20 protein-coding genes are annotated in these 23,087 nt (G+C 70.2%); 6 read left to right on the plus strand and 14 right to left on the minus strand.

The genetic code is table 11. From position 1 onward, the window contains the following. Position 1 precedes the first annotated feature (1 nt). Positions 2–979: a DMT family transporter gene (locus ACFWX1_RS34465; protein ID WP_378393958.1), complete on the plus strand. Its 978-nt coding sequence runs from the start codon at positions 2–4 to the stop codon at positions 977–979. Between the two features lie 289 nt (positions 980–1,268). After that, complete coding sequence (locus ACFWX1_RS34470) at positions 1,269–2,576, plus strand: amino acid permease (protein ID WP_378393979.1); 1,308 nt, start codon at positions 1,269–1,271, stop codon at positions 2,574–2,576. A 432-nt stretch (positions 2,577–3,008) separates the two neighbouring features. Here ACFWX1_RS34470 and ACFWX1_RS34475 read toward each other — a convergent pair whose 3' ends face one another. From ACFWX1_RS34475 to thyX, 6 genes are all read right to left on the minus strand, one after another. Further along, positions 3,009–4,706: a ribonuclease J gene (locus ACFWX1_RS34475; RefSeq protein WP_378393959.1), complete on the minus strand. Its 1,698-nt coding sequence runs from the start codon at positions 4,704–4,706 to the stop codon at positions 3,009–3,011. Next, complete coding sequence (gene dapA, locus ACFWX1_RS34480; RefSeq protein ID WP_378393960.1) at positions 4,703–5,716, minus strand: 4-hydroxy-tetrahydrodipicolinate synthase; 1,014 nt, start codon at positions 5,714–5,716, stop codon at positions 4,703–4,705. Before dapA ends, ACFWX1_RS34475 begins: the two co-directional genes overlap by 4 nt. Before the next feature lie 92 nt (positions 5,717–5,808). Next, positions 5,809–7,320 carry a serine/threonine-protein kinase gene (locus tag ACFWX1_RS34485; protein ID WP_378393961.1) on the minus strand — a complete coding sequence of 504 codons (1,512 nt, stop codon included), beginning with the start codon at positions 7,318–7,320 and terminating at the stop codon, positions 5,809–5,811. 67 nt (positions 7,321–7,387) lie between these two features. Further along, positions 7,388–8,632, minus strand: coding sequence for an Nramp family divalent metal transporter (locus tag ACFWX1_RS34490; RefSeq protein WP_378393962.1), 1,245 nt, complete (start codon positions 8,630–8,632; stop codon positions 7,388–7,390). Between the two features lie 122 nt (positions 8,633–8,754). Next, positions 8,755–9,150, minus strand: coding sequence for an ACT domain-containing protein (locus ACFWX1_RS34495; RefSeq protein WP_378393963.1), 396 nt, complete (start codon positions 9,148–9,150; stop codon positions 8,755–8,757). Next, positions 9,150–9,902 (minus strand): FAD-dependent thymidylate synthase, encoded by a 753-nt coding sequence (gene thyX, locus ACFWX1_RS34500; protein WP_378393964.1) that lies wholly within the window; start codon positions 9,900–9,902, stop codon positions 9,150–9,152. Before thyX ends, ACFWX1_RS34495 begins: the two co-directional genes overlap by 1 nt. A gap of 132 nt (positions 9,903–10,034) precedes the next feature. Here thyX and ACFWX1_RS34505 point away from each other — a divergent pair, with 132 nt between their 5' ends. Both ACFWX1_RS34505 and ACFWX1_RS34510 read left to right on the plus strand, forming a co-directional pair. Beyond that, positions 10,035–10,553: a toxin-antitoxin system HicB family antitoxin gene (locus ACFWX1_RS34505; RefSeq protein ID WP_378393965.1), complete on the plus strand. Its 519-nt coding sequence runs from the start codon at positions 10,035–10,037 to the stop codon at positions 10,551–10,553. Positions 10,554–10,644: 91 nt separating this feature from the next. Continuing rightward, positions 10,645–11,592, plus strand: a complete 948-nt coding sequence (locus ACFWX1_RS34510; protein WP_378393966.1) for a DUF4097 domain-containing protein — start codon at positions 10,645–10,647, stop codon at positions 11,590–11,592. Positions 11,593–11,676: 84 nt separating this feature from the next. Here the strand turns inward: ACFWX1_RS34510 and ACFWX1_RS34515 are convergent, their stop codons facing one another. Beyond that, complete coding sequence (locus ACFWX1_RS34515; protein WP_378393967.1) at positions 11,677–12,891, minus strand: winged helix-turn-helix domain-containing protein; 1,215 nt, start codon at positions 12,889–12,891, stop codon at positions 11,677–11,679. A 105-nt stretch (positions 12,892–12,996) separates the two neighbouring features. Between ACFWX1_RS34515 and ACFWX1_RS34520 the strand changes: the two genes are divergently transcribed. Then, positions 12,997–13,554: a GNAT family N-acetyltransferase gene (locus ACFWX1_RS34520; RefSeq protein WP_378393968.1), complete on the plus strand. Its 558-nt coding sequence runs from the start codon at positions 12,997–12,999 to the stop codon at positions 13,552–13,554. 69 nt (positions 13,555–13,623) lie between these two features. On the opposite strand, the gene ACFWX1_RS34525 is transcribed toward ACFWX1_RS34520, so the two are convergent. The 6 genes from ACFWX1_RS34525 to ACFWX1_RS34550 form a co-directional block, all read right to left on the minus strand. After that, positions 13,624–14,106, minus strand: a complete 483-nt coding sequence (locus ACFWX1_RS34525; protein ID WP_378393969.1) for a GtrA family protein — start codon at positions 14,104–14,106, stop codon at positions 13,624–13,626. A 128-nt stretch (positions 14,107–14,234) separates the two neighbouring features. Continuing rightward, positions 14,235–15,686: a pyridoxal phosphate-dependent decarboxylase family protein gene (locus tag ACFWX1_RS34530; RefSeq protein ID WP_378393970.1), complete on the minus strand. Its 1,452-nt coding sequence runs from the start codon at positions 15,684–15,686 to the stop codon at positions 14,235–14,237. Between the two features lie 411 nt (positions 15,687–16,097). Further along, on the minus strand, positions 16,098–16,997 hold the full coding sequence (locus ACFWX1_RS34535; protein WP_378393972.1) for a formylglycine-generating enzyme family protein: 900 nt from the start codon (positions 16,995–16,997) through the stop codon (positions 16,098–16,100). Next, positions 16,994–18,340, minus strand: coding sequence for an MFS transporter (locus ACFWX1_RS34540; protein ID WP_378393973.1), 1,347 nt, complete (start codon positions 18,338–18,340; stop codon positions 16,994–16,996). The genes ACFWX1_RS34535 and ACFWX1_RS34540 overlap by 4 nt, the downstream gene beginning before the upstream one ends. An 8-nt stretch (positions 18,341–18,348) precedes the next feature. Then, positions 18,349–20,145 carry a sulfatase gene (locus ACFWX1_RS34545; RefSeq protein WP_378393974.1) on the minus strand — a complete coding sequence of 599 codons (1,797 nt, stop codon included), beginning with the start codon at positions 20,143–20,145 and terminating at the stop codon, positions 18,349–18,351. Then, on the minus strand, positions 20,145–20,750 hold the full coding sequence (locus ACFWX1_RS34550; protein WP_378393975.1) for a PadR family transcriptional regulator: 606 nt from the start codon (positions 20,748–20,750) through the stop codon (positions 20,145–20,147). The genes ACFWX1_RS34545 and ACFWX1_RS34550 overlap by 1 nt, the downstream gene beginning before the upstream one ends. A 271-nt stretch (positions 20,751–21,021) precedes the next feature. Between ACFWX1_RS34550 and ACFWX1_RS34555 the strand changes: the two genes are divergently transcribed. Beyond that, the gene (locus ACFWX1_RS34555; RefSeq protein WP_378324276.1) at positions 21,022–21,543 is read left to right on the plus strand and encodes a hypothetical protein; all 522 of its coding nucleotides are present in this window, start codon (positions 21,022–21,024) and stop codon (positions 21,541–21,543) included. Positions 21,544–21,550: 7 nt separating this feature from the next. Here the strand turns inward: ACFWX1_RS34555 and ACFWX1_RS34560 are convergent, their stop codons facing one another. Further along, positions 21,551–22,651 (minus strand): glycosyltransferase, encoded by a 1,101-nt coding sequence (locus ACFWX1_RS34560; RefSeq protein WP_378393976.1) that lies wholly within the window; start codon positions 22,649–22,651, stop codon positions 21,551–21,553. Positions 22,652–23,087 lie beyond the last annotated feature (436 nt).

Raw genomic sequence — 23,087 nt, forward strand, 5'->3', positions numbered from 1 at the left:
CGTGACCACTGAACTCCCCGTCCTCGCCCCTCCCGAGGTCGCGCATCGCGGCCGGGGCGCCGTCCTGGTGCTGCTCGCCGCGTTGTTCTTCGGAATGTCGGGGGCGCTGGGCAAATCGGCCATGCACGCCGGGATGTCCCCCGAGCAGGTCGCCACCGCGCGCATCGGCCTCGCCGGGCTCGTGCTCCTGGCCGGGACCGCGCTCGTCCAGCCGAAACGCCTTCGGGTGCGTCGCGGGGACTGGCCGGTGCTCGTCGCGTACGGACTCCTCGGCGTCGCCGGCGTCCAGCTCATGTACTTCGTCTCCGCGGGACGTCTCCCGGTGGGCATCGCGATCCTGATGGAATTCATCTCGCCGGTACTGATCGCGCTGTGGGTGCGCTGCGTCCGCAAGGTCCGGCTGCCGCGGGCCATGTGGGCCGGGATCGCGCTCGCGATGCTCGGCCTCGCGCTGATCGCGCAGGTGTGGCAGGGCCTGCGCCTCGACGGGATCGGCCTGCTCGCCGGGCTCGGCGCGGCGCTCTGTTCGGCGAGCTACTTCCTGCTCGGCGAACGCGCCGTCGCCGACCAGGACCCGCTCGGGCTGACCACCTGGGGCATGGTGATCGGCGCGATCGCGGTCTCGGTGGTGGCCCCGCCCTGGACACTCCCCTGGCAGGTCATCGCCGCCGAGGCTCGGCTCGGCCCGTGGCATCCGCCGGTGTGGCTGCTGCTGCTCGCGCTCGTGCTGATCTCGACCGTGTTCGCCTACCTCGCGGGGATCTCCGCGCTGCGCTATCTCCCCGCGTCGGTCGCGAGCGTGCTGGGCCTGGTGGAGCCGGTGTACACGACGGCCGTCGCATGGGCGCTGCTAGGCGAAACGCTTTCCTGGGTGCAGGCCGCAGGCGCGGCCGTGCTGCTCGGCGGCGCGCTCCTCGTCCAGCTCAACTCCCGTGCCGTGACCGCCGCCGAGCGTCCACAAAGGACCGCGAAGGAATGAACGGAAGATTCAGGACACCCTGAGGCCCCCTTGCCGAACATCCTAGCGACGGGGACCGACAACCTGTGCTCCCCAGCGTTCAAGCGCCGTCAAGGCCACCTTGCGGGCGTCGGACGCCTGCAAGGTGGCCTTGACGGCATCTCGGCGGCGTATGCGCAAAGTCTTGGCGGGATCTGCGCGCGGTGCGACAATCCCCCATCCTGAGGGGGTTCTGGGAGGTGGCATCGTGACGAGCACGAAGACCGAGGCCGAAGGACTGCGCCCGAACCTGCGGCAGCGGCACGTCCGGATGATCGCGCTCGGCGGGATCATCGGGGCCAGCCTGTTCATCGGCAGCGGCGCGGTGATTCACACCGTGGGCCCGGCGGCCGTGCTGTCCTACGCGTTCGGCGGCCTGATCGTCGTGCTGGTCATGCGGATGCTCGGTGAGATGGCGACGGCGGCGCCGACGCTGGGCTCGTTCATGGAGTACGCCCGCGAATCGCTCGGCGGCTGGGCCGGATTCACGATCGGCTGGCTGTACTGGTACTTCTGGGTCGGCGTGGTCGCGTTCGAGGCCGTCGCCGGCGCGAAGATCCTCGCGAGCTGGGTACCCTCGGTCCCGCAGTGGGTGTTCTCGCTCGCGCTCATGCTGCTGCTCACCGCGACCAACCTGGCCTCGGCGCGCTCGTTCGGCGAGACGGAGTTCTGGCTCGCCTCGATCAAGATCGCGACGATCGTGGTGTTCCTGGTGATCGGCGCGCTGTTCGTCCTCGGGCTCTGGCCGCACGCGACGTTCTCGATCGGCAACATCGCCCGCGACGGGTTCGTCGCCAATGGCTGGTTCGCCGTGCTCCACGGCGTCGTGATCGTGATCTTCTCCTACTTCGGCACGGAAATCGTCACCATCGCCGCCGCCGAGTCCAGCGAACCCACGACAGCCGTGCGCAAGGCGACGTCGACGATCGTCTGGCGGGTCATCATCTTCTTCGTCGGCTCGGTCGCGCTCCTGGTGATGATCACGCCGTGGCGGGACATCCCGAGCGAAACCAGCCCGTTCGCCGCCGCGTTCGGCCGCTTCGGGATACCGGCCGCGGAGACGATCGTGAGCGTCGTGGTGCTCACCGCGGCACTGTCCGTGCTGAACTCCGGCCTCTACACCGCGTCCCGGATGCTCTTCGCGCTGCGCCGCCACGGCTGGGCACCCCGGTGGATCGCGGACACGAATTCCCGTGGTGTACCGTGGAAAGCCATCCTGGTGTCCACTGTGGTCGGTTACGTCGCCGTCGCGATGAACTACGTCTCCCCCGACAAGATCTTCTACTTCATCATCAACTCCGCGGGCGCGGTCGCGATGTTCGTCTACGCCATCATCGCCGGTTCCCAGCTGCGGATGCGACGCCGTCTCGAAGCCGAAGCACCGGAGACGCTCAAACTCCGGATGTGGGGCTACCCGTGGCTCAGCTGGTTCACCCTGGCCTGCACGCTCGCGGTGGTCGCCTCGATGCTGTTCGTCGACGGCGATACGCGCAAACAGCTGTACCTGAGCCTGATCAGCCTCGCGGTGATCCTCGGCGTCTACTTCCTCCAGCGCCGCCGCGCCCCGGTCGACTCGTGAGTTCGAACTGTCCGACGAGGCCAGGTGACGCGGTGCTCATGCGCCCCAATTGGGGGTTTTCTCGATGAGGGCTGGAGGTCTGGTCCCGTCGATGTCCCCAAGGGCCCCTACAGGACGTTGAACGTCCTCAAGGGCCCCTTCAGGACACGGCGCCCCGGCCCCTAGGGACAGGTTCATACCCGGGTGGGATGCGGCTGGCACCCCGGTGGGATGTGCCGCCCCCGGCGGATCCTCGACGATGGGGCGACACACCAAGGGGGTCACCGTGAACCGTCCCAGCCGAGCCGAACAGCGCCGCGCCCGGCGCGCACTCGTCCGTCAGCTGCTCACCGTGGCGTTCGCCCTGTCCGTGGCGGCCGCCCGGCGCTGACAAGCGAAACGCGGCTGCTCAAGGTCCACTATGGACGGTGAGCAGCCGCGTTTTCGCGACGGTCAGACCGGGATGACCGTCGGCACGATCATCGGGCGGCGCCGGTAGGTGTCGGCCACCCAGCGGCCGACGACCCGGCGCACCGCCTGCGCGATCCGGTGCGTGTCCGTGATGCCCTCGGCCTCCGTGCGCGCCAGTTCCATCTCCACCAGCGGACCGACGGCGTCGAGTGCCTTGGGATCGTCAGAGAACCCGCGACCGGACACCTTCGGGCTGCTCATCGCGCGGCCGGTGCTGGAGTCCACCGCGACGGTGATCGCGATGAACCCGCCCTCGCCGAGCACGAGCCGGTCCGAGAGCGTCGACTCGCCGACGTCACCGACCGAAAGCCCGTCGACGTACACGTGCCCGACCTCGACGCGGCCGGTGCGCGACGCCTTGCCGTCCACCAGGTCGACGACGACACCGTCCTCGGCGATGACGACGTTCTCGGGCGCCACGCCGGTGCGCACGGCCAGTTCCCCGTTGGCCCGCAGGTGTTTCCACTCGCCGTGCACCGGCATGACGTTGCTCGGCCGCACCGCGTTGTACAGGTACAGCAGTTCCCCCGCCGACGCGTGCCCCGAGACGTGCACCTTCGCGTTGCCCTGGTGCACCACGTTCGCGCCGAGCCGGGTCAAGCCGTTGACCACACCGAAGACTGCGGTCTCGTTGCCCGGGATCATCGAGCTCGCGAGCACGACGGTGTCCCCGGCGCGGATGGAGATCTGGCGGTGCTCGCCGCGGGCCATCCGCGACAGCGCCGAGAGCGGCTCGCCCTGCGAACCCGTCGACACGAACAGCACCTTGCTCTCCGGCAGGGTGCTGGCCTGGTCCAGGTCGACGAGCAGACCCTCGGGAACGTCGAGCAGGCCGAGTTCGGCCGCGATCCCCATGTTGCGGACCATCGACCGGCCGACGAAGGCGATCTTGCGGCCGTGCCGCTGCGCGACCTCCAGCACCTGCTGCACGCGGTGCACGTGGCTGGCGAAGCACGCCACGATCACGCGCTGCTGGGCCCGCCGGATGACGTCGTCGATGACCGGGCCGATGTCCCGCTCGGGCATGACGAACCCGGGCACCTCGGCGTTGGTGGAGTCGACGCAGAACAGGTCGACACCCTCGTCACCGAGCCGCGAGAAGCCGGCGAGGTCGGTCAGCCGCCCGTCCAGCGGCAGCTGGTCGAGCTTGATGTCCCCGGTGTGCAGCACCACCCCGGCCGGGGTGCGGATGGCGACCGCGAGCGCGTCCGGGATGGAGTGGTTGACCGCGAAGAACTCGAGGTTGAACACCCCGACGTCCCGCCGCTCACCCTCGCGGACCTCGATCAGGCTGGGCCGCTGGCGATGCTCCTTGGCCTTCGCCGCGAGCAGCGCGTTGGTGAACTTCGAGCCGTAGATCGGCAGATCGGGCCGCAGCCGGAGGAGGAACGGCACCGCGCCGATGTGGTCCTCGTGCCCGTGGGTGAGCACCAGGCCGTCGATGTCGTCGAGCCGGTCCTCGATCGCCCGGAAGTCGGGCAGGATGAGGTCGACGCCGGGCTGGTCGTCCTCGGGGAAGAGCACCCCGCAGTCGACGATGAGCAGCCGCCCGCCGAACTCGAAAACGGTCATGTTGCGGCCGACCTCGCCGATCCCGCCCAGCGCGACCACGCGCAAGGCGCCTTCGGGGAGAGCGGGAGGGGCGGTGGTCGGGCCGGGTCCGGTCGGAAGAGAAGTCACCGGGGCATGGTCCCAACGCTGGTGTGTGAGGTGGGCGCCACGTAGGCCGCCCGTGAATCTGCTTGTGCCACCTGTGCACCATGCCAGTCCTGGGCGGCGCCCTCGTCGAGGGGCACGCCCGCCTGGGCGAGATCGGCGGCGATGAGCCTGTTCTGCTCCTCGGACACGGGCACGATCGGCAGCCGGGGGTCGCCGATGTCGAACCCGCGCAGGCGCAGCGCGGCCTTGACGAACATGACGCCGCCGACGCGCGACATCGCGCGCAGCACCGGGAGCATGCCGCGGTGGTTGGTGCGCGCGGTGGAGGTGTCGCCGTTCTCGTAGGCGTCGATCATCGCGCGGATCCGGCCCGCGACCACGTGCCCGATGACGCTGACCACGCCGACGCCGCCGACCGAGATCCACGGCAGGTTCAGGCCGTCGTCGCCGGAGTAGTAGGCGAGGTGGGTGTTCGCGATGACCTCGCTGCCCGCGATCAGATCGCCCTTGGCGTCCTTGACCGCGAGGATGCGCGGGTGCTCGGCGAGCCGCTGCAGCGTGTCGACCTCGATCGGCACGATCGACCGGGGCGGGATGTCGTAGAGCATCACCGGCAGCTCGGTGGCATCGGCGACCGAGGTGAAGTGCGCGTAGATCCCGGCCTGGCTGGGCCGCGAGTAGTACGGGGTGACGACGAGAAGCGCGTGCGCACCGGCCTTTTCGGCCTCGCGCGCCTGCTCGATGCTGTGCGCGGTGTTGTTCGTGCCCGCCCCGGCGACGACGGTCGCGCGGTCGCCGACGGCCTCGGCCACCGCGCGGATCAGCTCGGCCTTCTCCTTGTCCGTCGTGGTAGGACTCTCGCCGGTGGTCCCGTTGACGACGAGGCCGTCGTTGCCCAGCTCCACGAGGTGCTCGGCGAGTTCCTGCGCCCGCTTCAGATCCAGCGCCCCGTCGGCGTCGAACGGCGTGGCCATCGCGGTGAGCACGCGCCCGAACGGACGTCCTGGCGCTGCGGTCGGTGGGTTGGACATGACCATGACGGTACCCCCTCGGACCGGCCAACCCGGTCCCGACCTGGCCGGAGTGAAGATTTTGCGCGCCAGGCGGTCCGGCCGCGGAACTTCTACTTCACCTTGGTGTGAATCTGCGCGGACATCTGCCCGCCGTCGGCCCTGGCGAGCAGGCAGTAGAACCCCCGCGAGTACCGCTTCATCTCGTCGGGCACCCGGTTCCACTCCGCCTCGCTCGGCACGAGCGCGCGATAGGTCAGGCCGGCCCGCTGCGCCTCGGGGACCACAGTGGAGTGGAACGCCAGCCCGCACCGGGCCTCGGCGACGCGGTTGACCGCGTCGGCTCCCGGATACTGGACGACGACGGCGTCCTTGTCGGTGTAGTTGCTGCCGACCTCGATGAGCTCGCCGAGCTCGTAGACCTCCAGCGTGTGGCTGCGGTCGCAGCTCACCTCGTTGTCGTTGCCGATGACCGAGCCCTGCTGCACGGTGACGTTGTAGCAGTCCCGCGACGACGAGCCGATCGCCTGCTTGACCGTGCCGTTGATGCCGTACGTCGCGGTCGGCTGCAGCGCCGGGTCTGCCTCGGGTGCCGTCACGGCGCGGCCGAGGAAGAAGCCGCCCACCAGCGCGGCGACCACCAGCACCGCGGCGGCCGAAAGCCACCACGCGCGACGGCTCGGCTTCGCGTCCGGTGTGGACTGTCCAGGTGCGACACGGGTCGGCCCGCCGGGCGGCAGCATCGCGGTCCCGCCGTGCGGCGGGGTGTACGCGCCGCCCTGCGCGGCCGCGGTCGCGAAGAGGTGACGTGCCTGTGCCGCGTTGAGCCGGGCTTCCGGCTTCGCGACCAGCAGTCCGTGGATGGCGGCGGCGACCGGGCCGTGTGCCCTGGTCAGATAGGGCACCTCGGTCATGATCGCGTGCAGCGTCGCCGCGGTCGTGGGCCGTTCGAACGGGACGATCCCCTCGACCGCGAAGAACAACGTGGCACCGAGCGACCACAGGTCGGACTCGGGGAGCGCTTCCCTGCCCTCGACGCGTTCCGGCGCCATGAACGCGGGCGAGCCGACGATCATGCCGCTGGTGGTGATGCGCGGATCGTCCACCGCGTGCGCGATGCCGAAGTCGGTGAGCTTCACCCGCCCGTCCGGCGCGACCATGATGTTCGCCGGTTTGACGTCGCGGTGCACGATCCCGGCGGCGTGCGCGGCCTGCAACGCGGAGAGCACGCGCTCGCCGATCTGGGCAATCTGGACCTCGGGCAGCGGACCGCGCTGACGCACCAGATCGGCCAGCGTCGGCGCCTCGACCAGCTCCATCACGATATAGGTGACGCCGCTGTCGGTGAGCACGTCGAACACGGTGACCACGGCCGGATCGTTGAGCCGCCCGCCCGCGCGGACCTCGCGCAGCACGCGTTCGGAGAACACGGCGTGGCCCTCCGAATCCGGCAGCCGCACCTCCTTGATCGCGACCTGGCGGCCGATGACCTGGTCCTGCGCCCGCCAGACGACGCCCATGCCGCCCCGGCCGAGTTCGCCGAGCAGCGCGTAGCGGCCGCCGAGCACTCTCCCGCCGGGCGCGGTCGGGGCGGGCTCGTGCGGGCGCGTGGGTTCTTCGATCACCGGGCTGTGCTCCTTCTGCGGTCGCGCCGATGCTAGTCGGACCGCTTTGCCCGGTGTGTGGTTCCGGTCAACCCGCGAAGGTGAGATAGATCAGGGCGATGTTGAGCGCGATGATCACCGCGGCGATCAGCCAGCCGAGCGCCGTGGTGATCCGGTGGTTCGCGTCCGCCCCCATCAGCGCGCGATCGCCGGTCAGCCGGATCAGCGGCACCAGCGCGAACGGGATGCCGAACGACAGCACCACCTGCGAGACGACCAGCGCGGCGCTCGGATCGGCACCCAGCGCGAGCACGACGACGGCCGGGACGAGCGTGATCAGCCGGCGCAGCACGATCGGGATGCGCTTGCGCAGCAAGCCTTGCATGATCATCGCGCCCGCGTACGCGCCGACCGACGTCGACGCCAGCCCGGAGGCGAGCAGCCCGATCGCCATCATCAGCGCGACGCCGGGACCGAGCGCCTGCGCGACGGCGTGATGCGCGCCCTCGATGCTGTCGACGCCGTCCATCCCCTGGAGATTGGTGGCGGCGAGCAGGAGCATCCCGAGGTTGACCGCGCCCGCCAGCAGCATCGCGAGCCCGACGTCGGCGCGCGTGGCGCGCAGCAGACCGCGTTTGCGCTCGCCCTCGGCCTTGCCGTGCCGGTCACGGGCGAGGCCGGAGTGGAGGTACACCGCGTGCGGCATGACCGTCGCGCCGAGCATCGCGGCGGCGATGAGGACGCTTTCCGTGCCGCTGAAGCGCGGCAGGAGCCCGCCGAGCGTCCCCGACGCCGACGGCGGTTCGACGAAAAGGCTGGCCAGGAAGCCGATCGCGATGATCAGCAGCAGACCGGTGATGACCCGCTCGAACGTCCGCTGGCCGCCGCGGTCCTGGACCATCAGCAACGTCAGCGACACGAGCCCGGTGATCAGGCCGCCCGCCAGCAGCGGCAGGTCGAACAGCAGGTTGAGCGCGATGGCACCACCGACGACCTCGGCGAGGTCGGTGGCGATCGCGACCACCTCGGCCTGCGCCCAGTACGCCAGCCGCGCGGACCGCGGGAGTCGCTCGCGCAGCGCCTCCGGCAGAGACAGGCCGGTGACGAGCCCCAGCTTGGCGGACAGGTACTGCACCAGCACGGCCATCAGGTTGGCCGCGACGATCACCCAGACCAGCAGGTAACCGAACTTCGCGCCGGCACTGATGTTGGAGGCGACGTTGCCGGGGTCGACGTAGGCGATGGCCGCCACGAAGGCCGGGCCGAGCAGCGCCGAACCCGCCCGCAGCCGGGCGAGTCTCGGCCGGACGGCTTCCGCCTCCGCCACTGCCATGCGCCACCTCACCGAGAGTTGTCGGAATTCCTAAATCGAAGTTTAGGCACGCCGAACTTTCCCTCGCAAGGGTGACGGTGACCACGGGCCCCGATGGACCAGCGGTCACCATCGCCACGGACTCAGGCGTAGGCGACCTCGTGGCCCGAGTCGCGCAGCGCGGCGACCGCGCGGTCGAGTTCGGCGGCCCGCACCAGGATGTGGTCGGTGTCGAAAGTGGACAGTGAGAACAGCGCGACGCCGGCGGCGGCCAGTTCGCTCGCCAGCGCGGCGATGATGCCGGTGAGGGTGAACTCGAGCGGGCCGCGCACGGTCAGCAGCCGCCACCCGGCCTCCACCGTGCCACCCTCGGGCGCCAGCCCGGCCGGGCAGATCACCGAAAGCTCGTCCGGCGTCCGGGTCACCGACACCAGCACCGGCTCCCCCGGGTCCAGCAGCGACTCCGGCGCGGGCGCGTCGGCGGGCAGGCGTACGACGGCGTATTCACCAGGGCGTACGTCGATAGCGAGTCGTTTCATCAGCCTTCCAGGACCTTCGGGCTCGACGCGACCTCGGTACCGTCGGGCAGCGTCGAGATGGTGAAGTCGGCGAACACGTTCCCGGCCGCCTTTTGCAGTTGCCGCAAGCATTCCACGGCCAGCTCGCGGAGCTCGACGTCGGCGTGCTCGGTGGCGCGCATCGCGACGAAGTGCCGCCAGGCGCGGTAGTTCCCGGTCACCACGATGCGGGTCTCGGTGGCGTTGGGCAGCACCGCACGGGCGGCCTGGCGGGCCTGCTTGCGGCGCAGCGTCGCGCTCGGCGCGTCGGCGAACTTCTCCTCGAGACCGGCCAGCAACTCGGTGTAGGCCTCGACGCTCGCACTCGTCGCGGCGAGGAACTTTTCGTGCAGCACCGGGTCGTTCGCGATGACCTCGGGCTCGACGAAGGCCGCGTCGCGCTCGGGACTGTAGCGCCGCGACAGCTGAGAGTAGGAGAAGTGCCGGTGGCGGATCAGCTCATGCGTGAGCGAGCGCGAGATCCCGCTGATGTAGAAGCTGACCGAACCGTGCTCCAGCACCGCGAGGTGCCCGACGTCGATGATGTGCTCCAGATAGCCCGCGTTGGTCGCGGTCTTCGGATTCGGCTTCTCCCAGGACTGGTAGCAGGCCCGGCCCGCGAACTCGGCGAGTGCCTCTCCCCCGTCGGCGTCGGTGGACCACGGGACGTCCTCCGGCGGGAAGAACTCCGTCTTCGCGATCAGCTGCACCCGGGGTGCCCCGGTTCCGGCCACGTCCCCACTCCTTCTTCCGGCCCGCTCACGACTCCCACCGAAGACTAACCATCACCACGGCGACATCAGCGTGACGCCGCATGATGTCACCACTTCCTTGACTGACATCACGAATGACGTCATAGTGATGTCATGGACCTGACGCCGTACATCGCCAACCTCCGCGAGGACCTCGCGAGCACGGCCTCCGCCGGGGACGAGCAGACCCGGCGGACGGCCGCACTGCTGTCCTCGGCACTCGAACCGTCCGTCCGTCTGACGCTGATGAACGCGCTGGCCGACCTCGCCGCCGAAGTGACCGCCGCCCTGCCGGGCCAGGTCGTGGACGTCCGCCTCGACGGCCGGGACGTCCGGGTCGTCGTGACCGGTGCCGGGGAACCGGAATCCCGCGACGAGCCCCGGGCGAGCACGCCACCACCGCCCCCGCCGCCGGTCGACGGCGGCGACATCGCCCGCATCACGCTGCGGCTGGTCGAGCAGATCAAGGGCCAGGCCGAGCAGGCGGCCGCGGCGCAGGGCGTCTCGCTCAACACGTTCGTGTCGCAGGCCGTCCAGGGCGCGCTGGGGCAGGGACACCACTGGCAGGGGAAATCGCAGCACCACACGGGACACCGCTCCGACACCCGGTTGCACGGCTGGGTACAGGGCTGAGGGGAACGGACATGAGCGACGCTTGCGAGCGAATCGAGGACATCATGCGCCAAAAGGAATTGGACACTGTCTCGCGAAGCGAGGCGATCGCATGAGTGAAGAGAACGTCAACGAGCCGGCCGAGCAGCCTGCCGCAACGAACAGCGAACCGGCGGACGAGCTCGTCCGCCGCCAGGAGTTCGACGCCGACGGCCCGCTGGAGCTCGACATCGGCGTGACGATCGGCCGCGTCGAACTCGTGCTGGAAGGTGACTCCGGGGCGAGCGTGGAACTGCGGCACGACGCGGGCGACCAGCCGTTCTGGGTCGACGGCGTGTCGAGCCTGCTTTCGTGGGTCGGCGAACGCTTCGGCGACCAGCTCGGCGTCGACGCCGGCGCCTCGCCGGCGGAGGCGGTGCGCCAGGCCAGGATCGAGTCGGTGGGCAACCGCCTGACCGTGCAGGCCCCCAAGGCGTGGCAGCTGCGCAACGTCCCGCTCGCGGTGAAGGTGCACGCGCCGGAGGGCTCGCACGTCGAGGTCCGCGCGGGCGCGGCCGACGTCACGGTGAGCGGTTCGGCGGGCCGGACCGACGTGCTGACCGGCTCCGGCAAGGTGTCACTGGACCGTGCCGACGGCTCGGTCACCGTCCGCACCGGCACCGGCGCCATCAAGCTCGGCCCGACGCTGGCCGGACTCCAGCTGCGCTCCGGCAGCGGCAACGTCGAGGCGTCCTCGGTCGCGGGGTCGGCGACGCTGACCACCGGCACCGGCGACGTCTGGCTCGGCGCTGTCGCGGGCGACGTCATGGCCCGCACCGGCAGCGGTGACCTGTCCGTGGCCGACGCCGCGTCCGGCTCGCTCGAGCTCATCACCGGCTCGGGCGAGGTGCGGGTCGGCATCCGCGGCGGCACCGCCGCCGAGGTCGACCTCACTTCCAGCGCCGGGAAGGTGTCGAGCGAACTCGACGTCGCCGACAGCGCACCCGAAGGCGGCGTGCAACTGCGGGTGCGTGCCCGCACGGGCTCCGGCAACGCGGTGGTGACCCGCGCGGCCCACTAAGGGGAAAAGGGGAAGAAGAGGGGGACGGGCGGGCCTTCGATCCGGGGGTGGAATCGAAGGCCCGCCCGCGCACGCCGGGAACCCTCAGCGGACGAGGCGCTTGAGCGCGGGCGCGAGATCACCCCGCTTCCCCACCGCGACGCCGTCGAGACCGAGCCATTCGGCCATGTGCGCGAGTTCCGCCGCCAGTTCCCCGGCCACCCTGCCATGGTCCACAGTGGACTCCGCGAACGCGCCCTGCACTCGCAGGACTCCGGCGGCGCGGTCGGCCTTGAGGTCGACGCGGCCGGCCAGTTCGCCGTCGAGCAGGAACGGGAACACGTAGTAGCCGTGGACCCGTTTCGCCTCGGGAACGTAGATCTCGATGCGGTAGTGGAAGCCGAAAAGCCGTTCGGTGCGGGCCCGTTCCCAGATCAGCGGGTCGAACGGGCACAGCAGCGCCCGCCCGGTGACCGCCCGCGGGGTACGGGCCTCGACGTGCCGGTACGCGACAGCCTTCCAGCCACGCACCTGGACCGGCTCCAGCCGCCCCGCTTCGACCAGTTCGGACACCGCCTGCCGGGCCACCGCCGGGCCGAGGCGGTAGTAATCGCGCAGATCCGTCTCGGTCGCGACGCCCAGCGCGCGGGCCGAGCGGTCGATCAGCTGCCGCGCGCCCTCGTCGGCGCTCACCCGGCGGGCCAGGATCTCCGGCGGCACCACCCGCTCGGTCAAGTCGTACAGCCGCTCGAACGACTTCCGGGTGCCCGTGGTCAGCTGCGCGACACCGAACAGGTACTCGCACACCTTCTTCACCTCGGACCGTTCCCACCACGACCCCGGTGGCCGGGCCGCGGTCCCGGTCTCCAGCTCGCGCTCGATGCCCCCGGCGCCGATCGGGCCGAGTTCCTTGACCACCGCGAGGATGTCGTCCACCAGGCCGGGTGACCGCTCGATGATCGGGCCGTAGTGCTTCCACCAGCCGTCCCGTTTCGCGCCGGACCGCAGCAGCGGCCAGTCCTCCACCGGCAGCAGGCTCGCCTCGTGGGCCCAGGTTTCGAGCAGCAGCCGGGGTTTGCGCGCGGAATGCGTCCACGCGGCCTCGTCCACCAACGCCGGCTCGTACGCGCCGAGCCGGGAGAACACCGGCATGTAGTGCGCCCGGACCGCGACGTTCACCGAGTCCAGCTGCAGCAGCTGGACCCGGGACAGGACACGGTTCAGGTGACGCCGGGTCGGTGTGGTGTCCGGACGCGGGTCGGCGAAGCCCTGTGCGGCCAGCGCGGTGCGCCGGGCCACCGGAATACTGATCGTCTGCATGGTGAGGCCATGGTGCCAGCCACCCCCGACAGTTTCGGTACTCCATCCATGCCCCCGCCACCACCCTCAACCGAGGAGCTGCGCTCCACTGCTAGATTCCACCCGATGAGCGACGCCGCAGTCCGTCCCGCGACCACCGGGGACGTCGGGGAAATCGCCCGGATCCAGCGCGAGACGTGGCGCGCCGCGTACACCGAGATCCTCGGCGAGCACGCGATCGGCACCCTCGTCGGCGCGGATCTCGAAGGGACGTGGCGAGAGACGATCGGCTACCCCGGCACCCGCGTCCACCTGGCCACGGAAGGGAATTTCACGGTCGGGTTCTGCGTCTCGGGCCAGGCCCCGGACAGCGAGGTCGCCGCGGCCGACGGCACGCTGCCCGAGGACGCCGCCGCCACCGGTCTCATCGCGACATTGCTGGTCGAGCCCCGCTGGGGACGGCGCGGGCACGCGGGCCGCCTGCTCGCGACCGCGGCGTCGGAACTGCGCGAGGACGGTGCCGAGCGCGGCATCGTCTGGGTCCCGCAGTCCGATCACGCCTCGCTGGGGTTCTACCGCCGCGCGGGCTGGGCACCGGACGGCACGGTCCGCACGCTCGACACCGGCGAGACCATGGTGCGCGAGATCCGGCTGACCGGGACGCTGGACCTGGCGCTGCGCTGAAGGGGACTTTCCTCGCGTCGCATGCGACGAAAGTCCCCCTCAGCTCATGCCATGCGACGAAAGTCCCCTTCAGCTCGCGCCGGCTACGACCGGTTCGGCGCGGTTCGCGAACACGACCCAGCGCATCACCGAGTACATGAAGACGCCTTCGCACGCGCCCGCGACGATCCGCGAAAGGTGGTACTGCACGCCGAGCGCGGCCAGTCCGGCGCCGACGCCGAGCAGGAACGCGGCGTAGTTGACCCCGATGGCGATCACGTAGAGCACCAGCTGGCGCCCGACCGGCGCGTGCGAACGGAAGTTGAAGGCCCGGTTGAGCACGAAGCTGAGCCCGAACGCGCCGAGGTAGCCCAGCGAGATCGACAGCCACAGCGGCCAGCCCAGCCAGCCGTGGAACGTCGTGAGCAGCAGCAGGTCCACCCCGAAGGTGAACCCGTTGATCAGCGCGAACCCCAGGAAACTCGGCGCCACCACCCGGGAAAGCCCGAACGGGAGACGGCGCACGACGGCCGCGCAGAAGGCGGCGAAACGGTCGGAGTGGTCTTCGGCCACCCGCTCAGCCTTCCAGCGTCAGGTGTCCGGAAGCCGACCAGGAGGTGATCTTCTGGTGCGGACCACAGTGCCCTGTCCCGCCCGTCGCCGTCCGACGCGGCGCACACGACACCGGTAGCTCGGGAAAGTCACGGAGACAGCGCGCCGGCCGCCGAGACCAGCTGGTGGGTGTCGAGGATTTGCCCGGCGACCCGGTCGATGACCTCGACATCGGTTTGCCAGTTGCTGACCGACATCCTGATCGCCGGGATGTCGTGCCAGGTGGTCGGCGTGGTCCAGCAAGTGCCGCTGGCGTTGAGTTCCTCGACCACCCGCCTGGTGTGCCGCAGGTCGCCGACGTGGACGAGGACCTGGTTGAGCACCACGGGGGTGAGCAACCGGATTCCGTCATGGCCGTCCAGGCGCCAGCCCAGCCGCCTGGCCGCCCGGCAACCGCGCTCCACCAGCGCGGCGATCCCGGCCCTTCCCAGGTGGTACAGGACCGCCCACAGCATCGGCGCCCTGGCCCGCTGGGACATCTCGACCCGGAAGTCCAACGGGTCACGCCCCGCACGCTCAGGGGTGTCCAGATATCCGGCGTCGATGGCCAGCGCGCCGCGCAACGCCGTCTCGTCCGCGCAGAACGCCAACCCGCAGTCGTACGGAGTGTTCAGCCATTTGTGGGCATCGCAGGACCAGGAGTCGGCCAGCTCCACCCCTGCCAGTAGCGGCCTGAGCAGCGGGGAGGAAGCAGCCCAGAGGCCATAAGCTCCGTCGAGATGGAGCCAGCCGCCGAACTCGTGCGTGATCCGCGCGAGCTCGGCCAGCGGGTCGACCGAGCCGCAGTCGGTGGAGCCGACCTGTCCGCACACGATCAGGCCACCAGGACCGCCCGAGGCCGACTCGGCCAGGTGGACGGGATCCATCCGCCCCTGATCATCGGCCCGCACCACGCTCACTTGATCGGCCAGACCCAGCAGGCGCAGGCAGCGCCACACCGAAACGTGGGTGCTGTCACCGACGAGCACGCGAAGTGGAGGGGCGCCGGCAACGCCCTGACTGTTGACGTCCCAGCCGAACCGCCGCAGCTGCGCGTGCCGCGCCGCGGCGAGGCACGCCAGGTTCGCCGTCGTGCATCCGGAAGTCAGCCCCATCACGGTCTGTGGCGGCAGGCCCAGCAGATCGACCAGCCACCGCTGACACGTCTGCTCGGCGGCCACCGCCACCGGACTGAGGTCGTTGAGCGCCGCGCACTGATCCCAGGCACTGACCAGCCAGTCCGCGGCCACGCCGACGGGGTGCGCCCCGCCGACGACGTAGCCGAAGAACCCCGGCCTGCCGCTCGGGAGCGCTCCGGCTTCCCCGGCCTCGATCAGCCGTTGCAGGGTCACCTGCTCGCCGTGCCCGGCTTCCGGTAGTCCACCGCCGAGCAGGTCCTCCAGCACATGCGGCGCCTTGGCGACGATCGGACGGTCACCTGCCATGAACGCGCGGCCCGCCTGGGCCGCCATGGCGAAGATGTCGCCTGCCGGCCCGTCGGGGCCTGGTGGCGCCAGTGCGGGCACGGCGGCACCCGCGGCGAATTCTCCACTGATTTCCATGACCTTCTCCGCATAGCTGCCCGCTCGACTGAAATAACGTTATCGTCGCCGGACACGGCCAAGGAGAAACGGAATCAAAAGACACCCAGCTCTGAACCTTCGGGCATGACCAGCCGTTCACGACAATTTCATTTCCCGGAACCGCCGACCGGACCGGGAACTCGCCTGGCACATTTCCGAGCGCCGGCTCGCCGAAGCGCGCAATGCCGCCGAAAGTCCACTGAGGACGGTCAACACCCGGCCCCGCGCTGAAGCCTCGGGCGAGCGGCTTCCCGGAAGAGCAGTGGCAGCAACGCGTGGCGGCGGAGCTGCACCCTCACCTCGAGGGTTCCCTCGTTGACCGTCAGCACCGACTGGTCCATCAAGGACGCGGCCGGTGTTGCGCGGTCGGCGGGTGTCGTAGCCGCCGCCTCATCCGGCCGCCGTGGCGACGGTGCGGAAGCCCGCGTTGCCCATGGCGGAATCCGGGGTGTTCGAGGATCGGGCGGCGTTGCGATATCTGGTGCAGTAGCTGTCGTGGCAGAGGTACGAGCCGCCACGCAGCACACGCGACTCCCCGGCCGCGGCACCTTGTGGATCGCGCACGCGTCCTGCTCGGGCGTCATGGCTGTAAGTGTTCGGGGAGAACCGATCGGAGCACCATTCCCACACATTCCCGGCCATCTGCCAGAGCCCGTACCCGTTGGGCCGGTACGAGCGCACCGGTGCCGTGGTGAGGAAACCGTCGTCCCGGGTGTTATCCGTCGGAAAGGTGCCCTGCCAGATGTTCGCCCGCCACTCACCGCCGGCTCCCGGTGGTTCGTCACCCCACGGATAGCGGGCCCCTGGCAGGCCACCGCGAGCGGCGAATTCCCATTCCGCCTCGGTCGGGAGGCGCCGGCCTGCCCAGCCGCAGTAGGCGCCGGCGTCGCACCAGGACACCTGCACGACCGGGTGGTCCGCACGATCGTCGACGCTCGAATGCCGTCCCTCCGGATGTCGCCAGTCGGCGCCTTTCACCCCCACCCACCAGGGCGTACGCGTGACTCGTCCGACGAGGTCTCCTTCGTCTGCTGCCAGCACCGGGTGGAACACGGCGGAGAATCCGAACCGCTCCGCGTCGGTTTCGTACCCGGTCTGCTCGACGAACGTCGCGAAGGCGGCATTGGTGACAGTCGTCGTGTCGATCGTGAACGGCGAAAGTTCCACGGTGTGCACCGGTGTTTCCCCGTCAGCGTGAAAACCGTCGTGGAGCGGATCGCCCATCGCGAAGGTCCCGCCGGGCAGGCGTACCTGTTCGATCGGGTGCCGGTCGTCGCGAGCGGGGTTCATCCGGCTGCCATGGGCCGCGCTCGCTCGGCCAGGAGCGCGCGTTGCCGGTCGACGTCGCGGGGATAGGTGCGATAGAGGATGGTGCAGAAGGCAGCGTTGACGAGCATCAGAATGCCGGGGATCCAGAGCATGACGCCACGCAGGCCGAGCACGCCGGCGAGCAGGCCGGCGGCGAGGTTGAACAGGGCGTAGGCGAGGGCTTCGAACACCGACAGCAGGAGCGCGAAGGCCGCGCCGCGCATTTCGGGCGGTACGACGGCGGCCACGATGGGCCGGTTCACGCCGGGATTCAGGCCCTGCATGAATCCCAGGACCGCCCAGAAGCCGGCGAAGACCTCGATACCGCCCCAGTCGTGCTGGGTACCCACCACGGCTACGACACCGAAGCCGAACTGGGCGAACTGCAGGACGATGATGCGTCCGATCCGGGGAAGCCGAGCCTGGAGCAGGTCGGTGGCCAAACCGCCGCCGAAGGTACCGAAGAGGTAGCCGATGCCGAAGGGCAGGGTGACGATCGAAGCGACCGCGGTGCTGAAACCGTAGGTATGCACGAGGAAAACGACGCCGAAGCTCGCGATCAGCAGGTGGCCCGAGATGAGCCGCTGAATCAGCATGAGGACGAACGTCGGGATCCGGAGCATCTGCCGCACCTTGGCCCAGGTGATCCGGTCGTCCCCGGCCCGCTGCCGGGCGGTCGCCGGCGCCGTAGCGGGCTCGCTGGCTCCGACGGCGGGATCGGTGAAGAACACGGCCAGCAGCACAGCGGTGAGCAAGGTGATGGCGCCCCAGGCGAAGAATCCGTAGCGCCAGCCGTCGGGCACGCGGGACAACTGCCCGATCAGCGGGCCGAGCACCGAGCCGAGCAGCGAGATTACGCCCCAGGTGTAACCGTTGGCGCGACCGCGCGATTTCTCGTCGAACAGGTCGGCGGTGATTTCACTGGCGATCGGCAGGGCCGCGGCGATGAACACGGCCGACAGTCCGAACAGGACGATGAGCTGGGCGTAGTTCTGCGCGAGGCCGGTGGCGGCGGTGGCCACACCGGCGAGGCCGGAGGCCAGAACGAAGGCGATCTTGCGATTCGTCCTGCGCGCCACCCACGCCCACAGCGGCCCGAACACGATGCTGATGAACTTCCCGATGGAGGTCAGGTAGCCGACCGCGGCCACCGGCGCCGCGAGCGCCTGAGTGATGATCGGGGCGAGAGTGCTGAGCACGCTGGATTCGTTGTTGTCGGCCCAGAGCGGAGCGACGACGACGGCGAGTTTTCGCCAGCGGCCGGGGACGATCACGGGGCTGTGGCCGGCCGGGGCCGGGGACGCCGGTGCGATGGTGTCTGCCAAGGCATACCTCACTGGGGGTGGTGGTGGACCGGTCTGCTTCCGGCCAGTGCCCGATCGAGCCGGTACAGGGTTTGCCTGGTCAGAACCGGGCTGAAGGCGGCAAGGTCGAGGAGGGTGGCCGAGCCGGTCTGCTCGGCGATGCGGGCGATCGCGGGCCCGAGCGTGGCCTCGACGATCACTCGGGTGCCGGCGGTGGCGAGCAGCTCGGTGATCGGCGTGTTCACCCCCGGCCGCCCGGTGGGGAAGTCCCCGGGGCCCGGCAGCGGCTCGACGGCTTCGCGATAGGACCGCAACTGGGTCCGGGCCAGCAGATGCCGGGAATCGGCGGGCCCCTCGCGGGGCAGGCCGAGGCGGGTGAACTGGGAGTCCGGCGCGTCGCCCGCGCGCATGAGTTCCAGCAGGAGCGCGATCATTCGCAGTTCGAGGTCGTCGTCGATGACCGGGTGCTGCTGCCCGGGATCGCTCTCCAGGTCGAACAGGACCGTGCCGAAGGCGAACGGGTCGCCGACGGCGAACCCGGGTACTCGCAGCACCGGGACGTTCTTGGTGAACGGGAGCGGGCCGACCAGCTGAGCGTTCTCCAGTTCGGCCGGGGTGAAGCGGGACGCCATGTGCGTGGGCATCAGGGTGTGCTCGAACAACGGCGCGTTGCCCGGCGCGACCGGGGCGCGCATATACACGTACCGCCCGTCGGTGACATTGACGTGCCCACCGAAGACCCCGAACAGTGCCCCCGCGCGGTGCCTGCCCGGTGCCGGATCGCGCAGCAGCGGCAGCAGCGACCGGCCCTGCATATCCGGGGTGGGCTCTACACCGAAGAAATCCAGCAGGGTCGGACCGAAGTCAATGGTCTGAACCAATTCCCGGCAGGTGGCGGCTTTCACCCTGGCGACCGGATCCCACACGAACAGCGGGGTGTGGATGTTCTCGTCGTACCAAGGCTGCGCGTTCTTGCCCCACCAGCCGTGCTCGCCCAGCAGGAACCCGTGGTCGGTGCACACGATCAGCAGCGTGTCGTCCCAGAGACCCAGCTCGTCGAAGACGTCCAGGACGCGGCCCAGCGACGCGTCGCACATCGTCAGCAGCGCGGCGTACTCGGCCCGCGTCCGGCGCACGGTTTCCGCATCTTCGGCCACTCGCTTGTAGTCGGGCCACGCCGGGGCCTGGCTCGTGGCGTCCAGAGCGGGATAGTGGCGCTGGTGCTCGCGGTGGGAAAAGTACGGTTCGTGCGGGTCGAAGCACTCGATCTGCACGAACCACGCGTCCTCGGCGTGGTTCGTGCGGATGAACTCGATGCCGGCGTTCACCGTCTGGATCTGCGGGTGATCGGCCTCCACGGCCAGGTACTGCCGGTTCACGAGATCCTGCCGCCACAGGTGGTGGCGGACCCGGCGCGGGCTCTCCGGTTGCGGCGGGTCGGCGACCTGCCCCTTCCACGCGTCGCCCTCCTGCCCCCGGAAGAACTCGAAGGTGCGAAAACGGCTGTGATATGTCGCTCCGCCGTCTTCCCAGTAGTGCGGGTGGTCGGTGACCAGGTGCGGGTAGATTCCCGCCGCGGACAACATCTCCGGCACAGAGTCGTCGAAGGGTTCCAAGGGGCCCCAGGAACGGTGCAGGAAGTTGTGGCGCCCGGTGTGCATCTCCCGGCGAGCGGGCATGCACGGCATCGAACCGCCGTAGCAGTTGTCGAACCGTACGGTGTGCGCGGCGAGCCGGGTGAAGTTCGGGGCGTGCACCCAGTCGGCGCCGTACGGCGGCAACAACCGGCGGTTGAGGCTGTCGAACAGCATCAGGACCGCGCGCATCAGCTGCTCACCTCCGGCCGGCCGTCCGGTTTCGGCTTCGCAGCGGCCGCCCGGGTATCGATCGTGGCCAGCAGTCGCTCGAGCCACGCGATCCACCCGTCGATCTGCCGCTCGCCCTGGTGGCGGATCTCCCGTGCGATGAAATCCAGTGCTTCCGCGTCGATCTCGGCGCGATCGTCGTCGGTCTCGGTGTCGTACGGGCGGTCGCGGTTGAGCCGCACCTGCTCCCGCCGCGCCGCCAGTTCCTGCCGCACGAGGTCGGACATGCCCGGCTCGCCGAGCATCATGCCCACGCGGAGCCGAAACGCGAACTCCGGATCCTGGAACCGGCGCGGCGGCACGTACGAGGAACGCACCCAGTGCCGGAGCCGCTGCAACCCCGCCTCGGTGACGGTGTAGATCTTCGCGTCCGGGGCGCCGTCCCGGGGATCGGTCTGCCACTGAACCCACCCGTCGACCTGCATCCGGTTCAGCTCGCGATAGATCTGACTGGCGTGGCGGTCCAGGCCGACGAACTTTCCCTCGACCTCGCACCACCGTTTGATGTCGTAGCCGCTCATCGACCGCGCCGCCAGGAGTCCCAGCAGGGGGAACTCAAGCTTCATCGTGCCCCTTCTGACCCTAGGTGCAAACGCATCTAGGGTCGGAATGTAGAGGAACCGGCGGCGCGGCGAGTAGCCGAACGAGCCGGCTGGGGCACTGTCGGACAAACATGAGGACCGAACGACCTCGACGTCGTGCCTTCACTGGAACCGATGTCCAGGTCACGATCAGCAACAGCAATCGTTGCCCGGACCGGTCACCGTCACGTCGGCCTGCCGTATGCTCCGCCGAATCTGCGCTAGCTTGGACTGACGTCCCAATCCCGGAGGCATGATGATCGGCTGGCTGCTCGTGACGCTCGGCGTCGCGTTCGGCTCGGCGATCGTCCCGCTGATCAATGTCGAGGTGTTCCTGCTGGGGCTGGTCGCGAGCCATCCGGACCTGCACTGGCTGGCGCTGGGCGCGGTCGTCGCGGTCGGCCAGATCGCCGGGAAACTGCTGTATTTCCTCGCCGCGCGCGGTTCGATCAAACTGCCCCGGTTCCTGCACGACCGGCTGCACCGCGAACGCCCGCCCTCGCCGCGGCGCGACCGCTGGCGGATGCGCACGAAGCGGATCCGCGGCTGGCTCGACGCGCTGCGCGAGCGCTGTCACCGGCACCCGCACTGGATGGCCGGGACCTACGGGGTGAGTTCGATCGTCGGGCTGCCGCCGTTCATGGCGACGAGCGTGCTGGCCGGGCTGGTCCGGATGCGGCTGGCGACCTTCCTCACCGCCGGGATCGCCGGCCGCTGGATCCGGTTCAGCCTGCTGGCCGCCTCCCCCGCGCTGTTCACGGGAATCTTCCACTTCTGACGCCGGGCTACTCCTGCCGTCGCGGGAGCCGGTCCGCCGACCACCGGATGTTCGCCAGCAGCCGTTCCCGCTCGGGATTCCCGGCCTCGAGCGAGGTGACCGCGGCCGCGATGCTGTCCTCGTGCCTGCCGAGCCGGGCAAGGCAGACGCTCAGGTAGTCCCACGGCCGCCACCCGTAATCGGGAGGGGAGACGAACCCCGTGACAGGTGTCTCCACGGTCGACGCGGCAGCGTAGAAGGGCAGCGCTTTCGCCCATTCCCCGCGTTCGAAATGCGGCAGGCCGAGCCGGAGGAATGCCTCCGCCCGCGAAGGGTCCAACCGCAAGGCCGCGTGCAGCTGCTCGGCCGCTTCGCCGGTGCGGCCGAGCTTTCCGGCGCATTCAGCGGCGCTGAGCCGCGCCGTGTACTGCTCCCACTCCTTGCCGGGATTTCGGAAGTACGCCGTGTAGGCGTCGAGAGCTTCGGCGTGGCGTCCGGCATCACGGAGTTCGCAGGCGTGGTAGTACCGCGTGCGTGACGAATGGTCGCCCTCGCGCACCATTCGCTCGATGATGCGGAGATTCCGGCTGCTCTTCGCGGCGCGCTTCGCCGGGTCCGGACGGTGTTCGACGGCGAGATCCGCGCGGTACAGCACGCGATTTCCCGGTATGTCGAGGAATTCGTGCACCGCGCCCGTCCAGCGCAGGCCCGCCACCCTGCGGGCGAGCCGCTCACGCGGGAAAGTGTGGAGACACGCGCCGGTGTCGGCGTCGAAAGCGTAGTGGTACGGCGTGGTGACGGCGTCCAGTTCCCCGGTCAGGATTTCCTGTTTCGCGCCGCGCAGCGCCGCTTGCACGCCGGGCGGCACGACGTCGTCGGCGTCGAGCCACAGCACCCAGTCTCCCGTGCAGGCGTCGAGGGAGACGTTCCGCGCGGCCGCGAAGTCGTCGTCCCAGCCGACGTCGAGAACCCGGGCGCCCGCTTCACGCGCGATCCGGCGGGTCCGATCCCGCGAGCCGGTGTCCACGACGACCATTTCGTCGCAGAAACCGGCCGCGTCGCGCAGGACACGCCCGAGCAGGGCCTCCTCGTCCCGCACGATCATCGTGAGAGACAGACGCGCGGCCATCCGGGCTACCCGCCACCGCCGGATCCGCCCGGCGGACCGGGAGGTCCCGGCGGGCCCGCCGGCCCGGCAGGTCCGGCCGGGCCGCGCGGTCCCGCGGGACCGGCGGGTCCCGGTGGCCCGGCGGGGCCCGCGGGTCCGGCCGGGCCCGTGGCGCCGGTCGCTCCGGGAGGTGCCGACGGTCCGGTCGCGCCCGGAACGCCCGAAGGACCGGCAGGCCCTGACTGTCCGGTGGACCCGGCGGGGCCGGCCTGTCCGGTGGCTCCGGGTGGTGCCGGCGGTCCGGCCGGACCGGGCGCCCCGCGTGACGCCGATGGCCCGGCGGGCCCGGCCGCCCCCCGCGGCCCCCCCAGGAAGCGGGAGCGCGCCGCGCGCCCCCCCGGGGCCGCCCCGGGGGGGGACAGCCACCACGAGCGCGAGAGTGTCTCAGACCCACACC

The organism is Amycolatopsis sp. NPDC059021 (assembly GCF_042739895.1).
Lineage (GTDB): Bacteria > Actinomycetota > Actinomycetes > Mycobacteriales > Pseudonocardiaceae > Amycolatopsis.

Bases quoted from the DNA above. Each gene is read 5' to 3' on its own strand.
- ACFWX1_RS34470 (WP_378393979.1), top strand. From the start codon at position 1,269: ATGATCGCGCTCGGCGGGATCATCGGGGCCAGCCTGTTCATCGGCAGC.
- dapA (WP_378393960.1), bottom strand. From the start codon at position 5,716: ATGTCCAACCCACCGACCGCAGCGCCAGGACGTCCGTTCGGGCGCGTG.
- ACFWX1_RS34490 (WP_378393962.1), bottom strand. From the start codon at position 8,632: ATGGCAGTGGCGGAGGCGGAAGCCGTCCGGCCGAGACTCGCCCGGCTG.
- ACFWX1_RS34495 (WP_378393963.1), bottom strand. From the start codon at position 9,150: ATGAAACGACTCGCTATCGACGTACGCCCTGGTGAATACGCCGTCGTA.
- ACFWX1_RS34505 (WP_378393965.1), top strand. From the start codon at position 10,035: ATGGACCTGACGCCGTACATCGCCAACCTCCGCGAGGACCTCGCGAGC.
- ACFWX1_RS34510 (WP_378393966.1), top strand. From the start codon at position 10,645: ATGAGTGAAGAGAACGTCAACGAGCCGGCCGAGCAGCCTGCCGCAACG.
- ACFWX1_RS34515 (WP_378393967.1), bottom strand. From the start codon at position 12,891: ATGCAGACGATCAGTATTCCGGTGGCCCGGCGCACCGCGCTGGCCGCA.
- ACFWX1_RS34520 (WP_378393968.1), top strand. From the start codon at position 12,997: ATGAGCGACGCCGCAGTCCGTCCCGCGACCACCGGGGACGTCGGGGAA.
- ACFWX1_RS34530 (WP_378393970.1), bottom strand. From the start codon at position 15,686: ATGGAAATCAGTGGAGAATTCGCCGCGGGTGCCGCCGTGCCCGCACTG.
- ACFWX1_RS34535 (WP_378393972.1), bottom strand. From the start codon at position 16,997: ATGAACCCCGCTCGCGACGACCGGCACCCGATCGAACAGGTACGCCTG.
- ACFWX1_RS34545 (WP_378393974.1), bottom strand. From the start codon at position 20,145: ATGCGCGCGGTCCTGATGCTGTTCGACAGCCTCAACCGCCGGTTGTTG.
- ACFWX1_RS34550 (WP_378393975.1), bottom strand. From the start codon at position 20,750: ATGAAGCTTGAGTTCCCCCTGCTGGGACTCCTGGCGGCGCGGTCGATG.
- ACFWX1_RS34555 (WP_378324276.1), top strand. From the start codon at position 21,022: ATGATCGGCTGGCTGCTCGTGACGCTCGGCGTCGCGTTCGGCTCGGCG.
- ACFWX1_RS34560 (WP_378393976.1), bottom strand. From the start codon at position 22,651: ATGGCCGCGCGTCTGTCTCTCACGATGATCGTGCGGGACGAGGAGGCC.